At 60.0% G+C, this 12,355-nt stretch carries 12 protein-coding genes; 8 read left to right on the top strand and 4 right to left on the bottom strand.

What is annotated here, in order from left to right; genetic code table 11:
• The first annotated feature begins 7 nt into the window (after positions 1-7).
• A complete protein-coding gene (locus EE36_RS09840; RefSeq protein WP_005851817.1) occupies positions 8-286 on the top strand; it encodes a GNAT family N-acetyltransferase in 279 nt (92 codons plus the stop codon).
• Between the two features lie 218 nt (positions 287-504).
• Here EE36_RS09840 and EE36_RS09835 read toward each other — a convergent pair whose 3' ends face one another.
• On the bottom strand, positions 505-1,407 hold the full coding sequence (locus EE36_RS09835; RefSeq protein WP_005851813.1) for a LysR family transcriptional regulator: 903 nt from the start codon (positions 1,405-1,407) through the stop codon (positions 505-507).
• Positions 1,408-1,520: 113 nt separating this feature from the next.
• Between EE36_RS09835 and EE36_RS09830 the strand changes: the two genes are divergently transcribed.
• On the top strand, positions 1,521-2,369 hold the full coding sequence (locus tag EE36_RS09830; RefSeq protein WP_198005484.1) for a DUF4437 domain-containing protein: 849 nt from the start codon (positions 1,521-1,523) through the stop codon (positions 2,367-2,369).
• 494 nt (positions 2,370-2,863) lie between these two features.
• Here the strand turns inward: EE36_RS09830 and EE36_RS09825 are convergent, their stop codons facing one another.
• Positions 2,864-4,234 (bottom strand): sensor histidine kinase, encoded by a 1,371-nt coding sequence (locus EE36_RS09825; RefSeq protein ID WP_005851809.1) that lies wholly within the window; start codon positions 4,232-4,234, stop codon positions 2,864-2,866.
• Positions 4,231-4,902 (bottom strand): response regulator transcription factor, encoded by a 672-nt coding sequence (locus EE36_RS09820; RefSeq protein ID WP_005851808.1) that lies wholly within the window; start codon positions 4,900-4,902, stop codon positions 4,231-4,233. Before EE36_RS09820 ends, EE36_RS09825 begins: the two co-directional genes overlap by 4 nt.
• A gap of 150 nt (positions 4,903-5,052) precedes the next feature.
• Between EE36_RS09820 and EE36_RS09815 the strand changes: the two genes are divergently transcribed.
• The 6 genes from EE36_RS09815 (at position 5,053) to EE36_RS09795 (ending at position 11,301) form a co-directional block, all read left to right on the top strand.
• Positions 5,053-6,129, top strand: coding sequence for a tricarboxylate transporter (locus EE36_RS09815; protein WP_005851805.1), 1,077 nt, complete (start codon positions 5,053-5,055; stop codon positions 6,127-6,129).
• Positions 6,130-6,203: 74 nt separating this feature from the next.
• On the top strand, positions 6,204-8,234 hold the full coding sequence (locus tag EE36_RS09810; RefSeq protein ID WP_005851803.1) for a tripartite tricarboxylate transporter permease: 2,031 nt from the start codon (positions 6,204-6,206) through the stop codon (positions 8,232-8,234).
• A gap of 11 nt (positions 8,235-8,245) precedes the next feature.
• The gene (locus tag EE36_RS09805) at positions 8,246-9,334 is read left to right on the top strand and encodes a 4-oxalomesaconate tautomerase (protein WP_005851802.1); all 1,089 of its coding nucleotides are present in this window, start codon (positions 8,246-8,248) and stop codon (positions 9,332-9,334) included.
• A 1-nt stretch (position 9,335) separates the two neighbouring features.
• On the top strand, positions 9,336-10,151 hold the full coding sequence (locus tag EE36_RS09800) for a universal stress protein (RefSeq protein ID WP_005851799.1): 816 nt from the start codon (positions 9,336-9,338) through the stop codon (positions 10,149-10,151).
• A 10-nt stretch (positions 10,152-10,161) separates the two neighbouring features.
• Complete coding sequence (locus tag EE36_RS17595; protein WP_198005510.1) at positions 10,162-10,317, top strand: hypothetical protein; 156 nt, start codon at positions 10,162-10,164, stop codon at positions 10,315-10,317.
• Positions 10,318-10,326: 9 nt separating this feature from the next.
• On the top strand, positions 10,327-11,301 hold the full coding sequence (locus tag EE36_RS09795) for a D-2-hydroxyacid dehydrogenase family protein (protein WP_005851796.1): 975 nt from the start codon (positions 10,327-10,329) through the stop codon (positions 11,299-11,301).
• Here the strand turns inward: EE36_RS09795 and EE36_RS09790 are convergent.
• Positions 11,276-12,322, bottom strand: a complete 1,047-nt coding sequence (locus EE36_RS09790) for an AbrB family transcriptional regulator (RefSeq protein ID WP_005851794.1) — start codon at positions 12,320-12,322, stop codon at positions 11,276-11,278. The genes EE36_RS09795 and EE36_RS09790 overlap by 26 nt on opposite strands.
• Positions 12,323-12,355 lie beyond the last annotated feature (33 nt).

Here is a 12,355-nt window from a genome sequence, read left to right as displayed (position 1 = left end):
GATCCTCATGCAGGTAGATTTTGAAGACGGAGAAACAGGGGGACGCTATGTCCTCCGAACCAAGGATGGCGAGGCCGTGTCGACCTTCTCCAAAGCTGGAGATAAGATCGTCATCATCGACCACACCGAAGTCGACGACGCCTTGCGGGGTCGCGGGTACGGGCAGATGCTTATCAAACAAATTGTCGCTGACATGCGAGAGCAAAGCAAAAAGATCGTGCCGCTGTGCCCCTTCGCCGCCTCACAGTTTCGAAAACACCCCGAATGGGCTGACGTGCTGAATTAGGCTTATATAGCGTGGAGAAACACGAACATTTTCACAAATGTAAGCGTCTCATTTTGTGAAAACATGAGACGCTTGTTGACGAACGCCTTGAGGTCAATGTCACGCCCAGTCCAATCCAATCCGGCCATATATGCCCTGCTGTGTATATCGGGCACCATAATCCAAAACGGCGCCGTTCGGTCGTGGGTCGCAAGTTACCGGTCATTGTAAAAACCGCTTCACTGCCTCAAAGTCGGCACCTGCGCCATCTTTTGTTTGATAAACGATCTGAATTGCCGGACCCTAAGCGGCTCGATCCCGCCGGGCGGGTGCATGAAGTGAATGTTCCACTCCGGCGCGACGATATATCTGTCCAGGACAGTTACCAGTTCACCACTTTCAAGATGCTCGGCAACTTCCCATGTACATTTGCGCGCGATGCCAAAGCCGGAAATGGCAGCTTCGGTAACACCCTCTGCAAGATTGGTCACAAAACGGCCCGCAACTTTGACGGCAGCTTCCTTCCCATGAGGCCCTTTGAACTTCCAGTTCTGCAATGCATCGCGAATTACGCAGTCAAAATGAACCAAGTCCTGTGGCGTTTGTGGCGTGCCCATCGCTTTTAGGTAGTCTGGCGCAGCAACCAGAATACGTGGACATGAACTAAGCTTTTGCGCCTTGAGGCTCGAGCTTTCCAGAGCACCCAATCGGATAGCACAATCGAACCCGTTATCCACGATGTCAAAAACCGTATCACTAAGGTGGAGTTGCACGGTCAAACCCGGATGCATCGACAAGAATTCCGTCACAAATGGCGCAATGTACTTCCGCCCGAATGAGGCAGGGCCAGCCAATCTTAGAGTACCGCGCAGGACTTGATTTTCGCCACTTACGTCAAGCATGGCGTCCTGCACCGTCTCGAAAATCCGCTCTGCATGTTTCAGCAAGCGCTCCCCTTCAAGCGTCACGCTGACGCTTCGAGTTGTCCGGTGCAAAAGCTGCGCGCCCACTTCGGATTCGAGTGCCTGAATGCGTTGCGTCGCGCTCGTCGGCGACAAACCAAACTCTGCACCGGCCTTACCGATAGCTCCCAACCGCGCTGCCCGAACGAACAATTCCAGCAATTTCAGATCGTTAATCATTATTTGTCACAGCCAAATAGTATATTATTTTTTGAAGCCATTATCATTCGTTGGTTTCATAGTATCTCACTCCCGGCAACGAGCCAAGACACTTTACCACGAAAGTATATGACATGATGAAACACTCCGTTCTGCCCATAGCCGCAATAGCCCTATCGCTAAGTTCGCAGCAATCCTTTGCACAAGAAGCCACCGAGATCGTGAAATTTTCGGATGTTACTTATCAGCCGCTCAACCCAGCACGCGGAGACGCAGCACCTCAGGCCGGCGTGCTCTGGGGGGATATCGCCAAAGACGTGCCCACCGGTGCCATTATCAAATTCGGAGAGAACTTTTCTTCGCCGCCCCATATTCACAACATCACCTATCGGGGCATCGTTATCGAAGGTGCTGTCCACAATGATGATCCCGATGCCGCAAACATGTGGATGGGGCCGGGCTCTTTTTGGTCACAGCCGGCGGGTGAGCCTCACATCACATCTGCGGCGGCAGAGGGCGGCGCAACGATCTTTTTGGAGATCCTCGAAGGGCCATATCTGGTCCGGCCGACCGAAGAGGCTTTTGACAACCACGAACTTCCAGTGAATTTGGATTCAAGCAACGTTGTCTGGCTAAGCACGGATGATGTGACATGGATCGATCAGCCTGCCGCCAAGGACAACACCGCCGCCCCGCAGCTCGCCTACCTTTGGGGAGAGACCAGCGCAACCAATGCAACATTCCTGAAAATTCCGGCAGGAACTTCCGGCACGCTCGAAAGCAATGCTGGATTGCTCCGCGCTGTCACAATCTCTGGCAAAACGGACCTAACCGTCCCGGAAGGTTCCACAGAAAGCGATCTGGTTCCCGGCAGCTATTTTGGCTCCGAAACAGGCGGATCATATGATCTGTCTTGCCAGATCGAAGATGATTGCATGCTGTATGTGCGGGCAGAAGGCAAATACACTTTCACCGGGAAGTAATCGCAGTGCCGCGGTCGTTTGAAAGATGGCTCTAGTCCCAAGTTCAAGCGATCGCGGTCCACTGGCAAAGAAAATAGCAAGCTCCTGTATCGTGCATCCGCCTGCTTTTCTGAAATCGAACAAACCGGCACGTGGATCTGTCGACTTTCGGCAGGTCAGCTTTTTAGAAAGACAATGAAGTCTTAGCCGCTCGTGATACGTCCGCTTTCACCATTATCTTCCCCATGCTGCGCCACCCGCAGCAAAGGTCCGCAATTTGCCCAAAACGGCCGTTCGTGCTTTGTCGCACCATCGGAACTCTGTCGCCTTGCCGCTCCCTATGCGCCGCTTGCAGACCAAAAAACCGAATTGCATAAAGCTAAATACCTGCAAGCAAGCGGATTTGATTTAGAACGGAAAGTCTGCACCAAACCACGACGCGGTCGACAGGGTCGATGCACTGACCTATGTAACTGGCTACACGAATTAGAGTAGCAAGCAGCGCGCGGTTTGTGTCAGGGCTTTGCGACTGGCGACACCAACGGGACTTTCAATCTCACGATTAAGCCCCGCTCCTGCGGCAACAGCTCGACGTCACCACCGTGACGGCGCAGGACATCCTGAACGATGGCAAGCCCAAGCCCGCTGCCCTCCCCTTCGCTCAATTGACCGAACCGTTGAAACGCGGCCTGCGTGCTGTCTTTGGGGATGCCGATGCCGTCATCTTGTACGGTCAGCACCGCATACCCCGCCTCGGCCACGGTGCTCACGCGGATCGCTGAGATGCCTGGACCCCCATGGGACAGCGCGTTTTCAAGTAGATTGGTGATCGCCTCACCCAGCAGCACATTGTCACCATTGATCGGTAGCGGCTCCGAACATGGCTCGAAGCCAAAGCCTATGTCCCGCGACAGGATCGTCGGGGCAAAGTCACTGCATACTTCGGCAGCGACAGCGTTAACTTCCAGTCTATCGAATGTTGGTGCCTCGTCGTAGCGCAACCGTTCGAGAGACAACAACTGATTGGCAAGCCGCGCCGATTTACGTGCGGCGGCGATCAATTCGCGTTCGCGCAGGCGACGCTCTTGCGGGTCGCTGACATCTGGCAAAACCTCGGCCAATGACAACAGTGCGGAGGCGGGGTTGCGCAGCTGATGCGCGGCGTTGGAGATAAAGACCTGATGGTCCTCAATGCTCTGGCGCACCTGCCCGAAAAGCCGGTTCAAAGTGGCGACGATGCCAAAGACCTCGGCCGGGACTGGGCGGCGGATATCGCGCAGGTCATCGGGGGATCGGTGTTGGATCGCATCTTGCAAATCGTTCAAGGGGCGCAGGCCGATCTTCACCCCGAACCAGACCACCAAAGCAAGGGCCGCCATCAGACTGGCGATCAAGGCCGCCGCGCGGCGCGCCAAAGCGGCGGCAAAGGCATTTCGGTCACTGTCCCTTTGCCAGACGGTGACGATCGTATCGCCCGTGAGGTTGCCGATGGTCGTGCTCTCCGCCATCCGCAAAACCCGCACAGGCTCGCCCCGATATTCCGCCTTCGTGTAGTCCAGCCGATCCTCGCCTGCCCGGCCGCCGGAAACGGGTGGATAGGCATAGCCGGTAATGTAGATGCCACCAGGACCCGTGACGTGGTAAAAAAGCTCCCCGCCCCCCGCGTCCGAGACGAAATCCCGCGTGCTGGGAGAAAGCGCATCGCCGCCTGAGATTGCCACATCGCGAGAGATTGCCAAGGCCGCGGCCAGCAGGCTCCGGTCGAACAGGGTTTCAGAAGTGCGCTGCGCCACTTCAAAGCGCCAAAACCCCAGAACGATCGAAAGCAGCAGCAGCGGCGGCAGGATCAGCATGAAGAGCCGAGAGCGCAGCGACATCGAGGTCATGCGCTGTCGACCTCCAACATATAGCCCAGCCCACGGGCGGCTTTGATGCGGATGCCGAAGGGCTCTAACCGTTTGCGAAGACGGGACACATGCGGCTCGATGGCGCTGTCTTCCTGCGCGGCACCGGTGCCATAGACATGGGTGATCAACTGGGATTTCGACACGATGCGTCCGCGCCTTTCCAGTAGACATTCCAGCGTCGCCAGTTCTTTGCGGGGGAAGGCCAGCGGCTGCTCACCCTCCAACAACTGCCGGTTCGTGCGGTCAAAGACCAAGGGGCCAATCGCGTCTCGGGCGGCGAACTCAAGGTTCTTGCGCCGCGCCATGGCCCGCAGTCGCGCCTCGAGCTCATCCATCTCGAAGGGTTTGGTCAGGTAATCATCGGCTCCGGCATCCAGCCCTGCTACTCGCTCTGAAGTCTCCGCCCGCGCGGTCAGCAGGATCACTGGCGTGCCATCGCCGCGGCGGCGCAGACGGCTCAGAACTTCCAGCCCGTCACAACCGGGCAAGTTACAGTCCAGCACGATCAGGTCAGCCCCCTCATGTCGCAAGAAAATGTCAGCATCTTCCCCGTCATGCAGCAGGTCCACCGCATGGCCTCGATCGCGCAAGCGATGGGCAATTCCCTGTGCCAGAGCCTCATTGTCTTCGATGACTGCAATGCGCATGATTAAAACTTAATCCTGATGCGCAAGTTTCGCGCAAGGTTGGAAAGGCAGTGTGCCCGTGTTGGAGGAGGGATTCGTTCCCTGAAACAAATACGAATTACGGCAGGCGTGAAAGTCTGACCGATACAGAATGTCTACGGGAGGACACCAATGACTATCAAGTATTTCGCCGCAACCGCTGTATCTGCTGCTTGCCTTGCCGCCCCGGCGCTGGCCGAGGTCGACTTTGCAGGCAAAACCATCGAGTGGGTCATCCCCTTCTCGGAAACGGGGGGATCGGCCAAATGGGCCAACTTCTTTGCGCCGCTTTTGTCCGAAGAACTGCCCGGCAACCCCACCGTTGTCGTCAAGTTCATGCCGGGTGCAGGTTCAACCAAAGGCGCCAACTGGTTCCAAGAGCAAGAGCATGACGAGGGCACGGTCCTTTTCGGCACCTCCGGCTCGACCCAGTTCCCCTATTTGCTGGACGATCCACGTGTGCGGTATGAGTACAGCGACTGGAAGCCTGTCATGGCATCGGGCACCGGGGGCGTCGCCTATCTGAACCCCTCGGACGGCGAAAAATTCGACGGCACCGCCAATAACCTTAAAGACATCAACTTCATCTACGGCTCGCAGGGGGCCACGCGCCTTGACCTCGTGCCGCTGCTGGCATGGGAAATGCTGGGAATGAATGTTGAGCCGGTCTTTGGCATCAAGGGCCGTGGCGATGGCCGTCTGATGTTTGAACGCGGCGAGGCCACGATCGACTACCAAACCTCGTCAAGCTACCTCGGTGCCTCTGCCGATCTGGTGGAAAAGGGTCAAGCCGTGCCGATGATGACATGGGGCGCGCTGGACGAAGACGGCAACATCGTTCGTGACCCCACCTTCCCCGACATCCTGACCTTCAAGGAAGTCTGCGAAGCCACTGAAGGCTGCGCGACCGAGGGCGAGGCTTGGGACGCGTGGAAAGCCTTCTTTATCGCAGGTTTCCCGGTGCAAAAGATCGCCTTCCTGCCCGCAGGGACGCCCGATGACGTGATCGAAACCTACACGGCAGCCTTTGACGCGGTGCGCAACCGCGAAGATTTCGCCCAAATCGCCGAGAAGCGCGTCGGAAAATACCCCGTCTTCGTAGGTGAAGGCGCAGCCAAGGCAACACAGCGTGGCACGACCGTCTCTGCAGAGGCGAAAGCCTTCGTCACCAACTGGCTGCAAGAAGCCTATGGCGTTTCGCTGAAGTAAGCGAAACCCCCAAGGCCCCGGGCGCGCCCCGGGGCCACCCCCTCCCTTTAATCTAACATTTCGAGGTCGGTGCGATGGATCTGTTCGCAACCGCTCTGCCTGCGCTTGGCCAGGCATGGGCTCTAATTTTGCAACCTGTAGTACTGGGATATCTGGTGTTGGGCGTCGTCATGGGCCTGGCTGTCGGCGTCTTTCCCGGCCTCGGTGGGATCGCGGGGCTGTCGCTGCTCTTGCCCTTCATGTTCGGCATGGACCCGGTGCTGGGTCTGGCGCTGATGATCGGCATGGTCGCGGTCGTGCCGACCTCAGACACTTTCGCTTCCGTCCTCATGGGCATCCCCGGTTCTTCGGCCAGCCAAGCTACGGTGCTCGATGGCTTTCCCATGGCCAAGAAAGGCCAAGCCGCGCGGGCGCTTTCGGCGGCTTTCACCTCATCGCTCTTCGGCGGTCTGGTCGGCGCGGCTTTCCTGACGTTATTCATCGTTGTTGCGCGTCCCATCGTGTTGTCTTTCGGCCTGCCCGAGATGCTGATGATCTCGATCCTCGGCCTGTCGATGGTGGCGGTGCTGGCGGGTCGCGTAGCGCTTAAGGGTCTGGCGGCCGCGGGGCTTGGCCTGCTCATCGGCACCATCGGCGAGGCTGATGCGGGCGGCTCCCTGCGGATGGCGACCTATGACATCCCCTATCTAACAGACGGCTTGAAACTGGTGATCGTCGGCCTTGGCATCTTTGCCGTGCCCGAGATCGTATCGCTCCTGCGCCAAGACCGGGCGATTTCCAAAGAAGCCAAACTCGGCGCGGGCTGGGGCGACGGCGTGCGCGACTGGGTGGCCAACAAATGGCTGTCGGTCCGCTGCTCACTGATCGGCGTGGTGGTCGGCGTCATCCCCGGCCTTGGTGGGTCAGTCGTTGACTGGATCGCCTATGGCCACGCGGTTCAAACGACGAAAGACAAATCGAACTTCGGCAAAGGCGAAGTGCGTGGCGTGATCGGGCCGGAAAGCTCGAACAACGCGAAAGAGGGCGGCGGCTTGGTCCCTACCCTGCTGTTCGGCATTCCCGGTTCTGGCTCCATGGCGATTTTCATCGGTGCCATCGCCCTGCTGGGTTCCGGCGAGATCGAAGTCGGCCCCTCAATGCTGCGCGACAACCTCGACATCACCTATTCCATTGTCTGGCTGCTGGCGCTGGCCAATGTCGTGGGCACGCTGCTGTGCATCGCGGCCTCGGGCGGAATCGCCAAGCTGACCACGATCCGCTTCACCTACCTCGCGCCGTTCCTCTTTATGCTGATCTCCTTCGCGGCGTTCCAGTCGGGACAGAACTTCGAAGACATCCTCGCGCTTTTCGTGATCGGCCTGATCGGTATCTTCCTGCGCCGCTTCGACTGGTCGCGCCCGGCCTTCCTGATCGGCTTCGTGCTGTCGAACCCGGTCGAGAAATTCTCGAACCAAGCGTTTCAGATCGCGTCGTTCCGGTTCCGCAAATCCTTTGAGGATGGGATGGACTATATCTTCTCCCCCATCGTCATCGTGCTGCTGATCATCACCGTGGTCTCGGTCGTGCTGGGTCTGCGTCAGGCCAAGTCGATCATGGCCGAAGGCGATGTGCAGTCCGGCTCAAAACGCGCGCCGTTGGTCTTTTTGCTGATCATCATGGGCTACGTCGTGGCCGCGCTGATCAATGCCTCGCTGATCCCCGACTACAACATGACCGACAAGATCGTGCCGCTGGTTGTGGGGGGTATCGCCCTGGCTGCGCTGCTGATCTTGCTGGTGCAGATGATCCTGCGCCCCGAAAGCGATGCGATCTTTGCCGACAAGGAAGTCTCGGGCGAGGACGCGGATGCGCCCTATGGCCTCTGGAGCACACTAGCGTGGTTCGTGGGGCTGATCGTCGCCACATACTTCGTCGGCTTCATCCTCGCGCTCTTGGGCTTTCTGATCAGCTTCCTGCGGGTCCGCGCACAGGCGCATTGGCCGAAAACCCTGATCCTGACCGCCTGCGGCATCGCGCTGATGTGCGTCATGGCCGGGGCACTCAACCGTGATTTCCCGCCGGGTCTGCTGCAAGGCGCAGTCGATCTGCCCTGGCCGCTGAACTGAGGAGCTTAGAGATGACACAGACTGCTATCCCCTATCTCTTCATGCGCGGCGGCACCTCGCGGGGGCCATACTTCAACCGCGCGGATCTGCCCCAAGACCGCGAAACCCTCGCCGAGGTGCTGCTCGCCGTGGTGGGCTCCGGCCATCCGCTCAACATCGACGGAATCGGCGGCGGCGCGGCGGTGACCACCAAGGTCGCGATGCTATCGCCTTCAGACGACGCTTGGGCAGATGTGGACTATTTCTTCGCCCAAGTCTCGGTCGAGGATCGGCTGGTCGATTTCAAACCGACCTGCGGAAACATCCTGTCGGGTGTTGGCCCTGCGGCGGTGGAATTGGGCCTCGTCCAGCCCACCGGCGATGTGACGGATGTGAAGATCCACGCCGTCAACACTGGGGCCAAGGTGCTCTCCAAAGTGCTGACCCCCGGCGGTGTGCTCACCTATGACGGCGACACCGAGATCGCGGGCGTGCCCGGTGCCGGTGCAGCCGTGACGCTGAACTTCATGGGGGTTGTCGGCTCTTCGACCGGGGCGTTTTTGCCCACGGGTAGTATCCGCGATACCTTTGACGGGATCGAAGTCACCTGCATGGATGTTGCCATGCCGATGGTCATCGCCCGCGCGGCGGACTTTGGCCTGACGGGGTACGAGAGCGTCGCCGAGCTTGACGCGAACACGGATTTCTTTGCCCGTATGGAAGCCATTCGCCTTCAGGCCGGGGCCGCTATGGGCATGGGGGATGTGGCAAAATCCGTCACGCCCAAGTTCGGCTTGCTGGCCCCTGCCCGCGAGGGCGGCACCATCGCGACGCGCTATTTCATGCCGTGGAACACGCACCCCTCCATGGCGGTGACCGGGGCGCAATGTCTTGCTTCCTGCGCGCTCACGCCCGGCAGTGTGGCCGATGGGCTGCTTGACCGGCCCGGCCAAAGCCCCGCTGATGTGGTGCTTGAACATGCCTCTGGCACGATTGACGTGCTGGTGGATTACGACACGTCGGACGGCTTCGCGCTGAACTCCGCCGGGCTGCTGCGGACGGCCCGCAAGCTGGCGGATGGCTGTGTCTTTGTCCCCTCGCGCATTTGGGAGGGCCGCTGATATGCCCGTGATGAACCTTCTTGTCGCCTTCAACGGCTCCGACGCCTCCGTCGCCGCGCTGCGCTATGCGGCCTCGCTCGCGAAACGGCGCGGCGCGCATGTCACGGCGATCCTTGCGCATACTGCGCATGAGGTGATCGACCGTCGTTCCCGTTGGATCCCTGAAGAGGCCCGCGCTCTGTTGGAGGCTGCCAACAGCGAAATCCTGGCCGAGGTCATCCGCCGGTTCGAAGAACTCCGCCCCGCCCTCGGTCTGGGCGACGCGCTGGATTTCCGCGAGGAGACCGGCCGCGTCGACATGCTGCTTTCCGAAGGCGCTCGGTACTATGACATGCTGATCGTCGGTGCCCGGACCGAGAGCGACGACGCCCATGTGACCCACCATCCTGATCGCATCGCCTTGCAGTCCGGGCGCCCTGTGATCGTGGTGCCCGCGGGCTATGACGCAGGCGCGCAGCACAGCCACGCGGCGCTGGCATGGGACGGCGGGCGCGCCGCCGCGCGGGCACTGTCAGACAGCCTGCGCTTGCTTGAGGCCGATGGCCGTGTCAGCGTTCTGACAGTGGGCAAACGCACATCTTGGCCGATCACCGATCTGATGACCCACCTCGACCGCCACGGCGTCGAAGCGGTGCATGAAGACTTTCCGACAACCCATCCGGTGTCACAGACTCTGCTGTCCTATTGCGAGCGGCACGATCCCTCACTACTGGTGCTGGGTGCCTATGAACACTCCAAGTTTCGCGAAGATTTCCTTGGTGGCGTGACCGCCGAGGTGCTGGAAAAGATCAAAATCCCAGTTCTGTTGTCCCATTGAGAAGCAAATGATGACCAACTACGAGAAAATCAAAATCGCCCGCCGTGATCTGGAAAAACTGCGTGCCGAGCTGATCGCCAGCCTCAACACGCAAAAAGATCGCGACTCTGATCTGCTGATCCTGCACGAACGGGTCAGCAAAGCGATCAACGCGCTTTCAGCATAGGGTGCAGGGATGAAGGTTCATATCCTCGACGACTGGTTCGACACTCTGCGCGGGCTGCCCTGCTTTAACCTGCTGGCGGGGCATGATGTCACCGTCTGGACGGACCATCAGCCTGACGAGGCCATCTTGGCCGACCGTTTGCAGGATGCCGACTGCGTCGTACTCTTTCGCGAGCGGACCAAGGTGACGCCGGGGCTGCTGGAGCGTCTGCCAAACCTGCGCCTGATCTCACAGCGCGGTGCCTATCCGCATGTCGACGTCGCGGCCTGCACCGATCAGGGCGTGCTGCTGTGTTCCAACAAAGGTGCGGATGGGGCCAACCATGCGGCGGCGGAACTGACCTTTGCGCTGATCCTTGCGGCCATGCGGCAGTTGCCGCAGCAGATGGCGAGCGTGAAGGCAGGCAACTGGCAGATGGGCGTAGGGCGCAGTCTGCGCGGGCGGCGGCTGGGGCTTTATGGCTATGGGCGTATCGGACGTGTGGTGGCGGACTATGCCCGCGCCTTTGGCATGGAAGTTGTCTGGTGGAGTTCCGAAGCCGGGCGCGCGCGGGCGAAAGCCGATGGCGAAACCGTCGCCGAGAGCCGAGCGGCCTTTTTCGGCACATGTGACGTGGTTTCGCTGCATCTGCGGCTTACATCTGACACGCGCGGCAGTGTCACCGCCGACGACCTCGGTGCGATGCCGCCGCGTTCGGTATTAGTGAACACCTCGCGCGCCGGGCTGATTGCCGAAGGCGCGCTGCTGCAAGCGCTTAACGCCGGGCATCTGAGCGCGGCGGCGGTGGATGTCTTTGATTTCGAGCCGCTGACCGATCCCAACGACCCGCTGCTCTCGCATCCCAGATTGATCGCCACCCCGCATATCGGCTTTGTCACCGAGGATGAATTCGACAAGCAATTCGCGGATATCTTCGAACAGGTGAACGCCTATGCGGCAGGCGCACCGATCCATATGATCAACCCTTCCGTCTACGCGCCATAAACCCCGCAACCAGCGGCGCGCCGACGATCACCAACACGATGCGGGTCAGGTGGTGGGTGATGACAAAGCCCAGATCGGCCCCGGTAACGATGGCCAGCACCGTCATCTCGGCCTGCCCGCCCGGCGCGAAGGCAAGGAATGCCTCGACCGGGTTGCCCAACCCGGCCCAAGTGACGAGACCGGTGAAACCTGCGGCCAAAACGGCGAGCACCAGCACATAGGCGATGCCCGCCAGCACCACCCGCGTCAGCTCGCCCCATGTCACGCCCAGAAAATGCACGCCGATCCCGCAGCCGATAAAGAACTGCGCGGCCAGGATCGCTTCGGCGGGCGGGCGGCTGTGGATCAGGCCAGCCAGTGACAGAACGGCGGTGACGATCATGGGGCCAAGGATCGACGCGCCGAACAGGCCTATCCGCTCTCCTCCCTTCCAGCCGATCAGGGCGGCGGCGGCCATCAAGGCCATCTCGCTCACCGGCAGTTCCGTCACCGGCGCGCCGATAGGATTGGTCAGCCTTGCTCCGTAAACCAGCGTCAAGAAGGCAGGCGCGAGGGTGACGATAATCAGCACCCGCGTGGCATGGATCAACGACAGCGCCCGCGGATCGCCCCCCGCTTCGGTGCCAAAAATCACCATGTCCTGCAGGCCACCCGGCATCGCGGCGTAATAGGCTGTCGGCCCGTCGAAGCCCCAAACATGCCGAAAGAACGGGACGCCGATAATCCCGATCAACGCGATAAAGACCGGGACCAACGCCACCGACATCGCCATTTGTGGAAGTTGGTGAAAAAGATCAGGCGTGATCGAAGCCCCAACCGCCACCCCAAGGATCGTGCGCGCCGCGACCGAGACCTGACCGAAGCCGTTGATCGGCAGGTTCGACAGCGCCGCGATAAGACAGGCGGCCATAGGGCCGAAAAGGAATGGTAGCGGCAGATCAAGCGCCCAGAAGGCCAAAGTGCCAGCCCCGGCGAGGATGAGGGTAAGCGACCGGCTTCGGGTTGGTAGGGCAATGCGCATGGGGTCCACTCCTGCAGTTTATCGGACTTGATC

The organism is Sulfitobacter sp. EE-36 (genome assembly GCF_000152605.1).
Taxonomy (GTDB): Bacteria; Pseudomonadota; Alphaproteobacteria; order Rhodobacterales; family Rhodobacteraceae; genus Sulfitobacter; species Sulfitobacter pontiacus.
The sequence above is the reverse complement of the archived record's forward strand: the minus strand, read 5'-3'. Positions and strand labels throughout refer to the sequence as shown.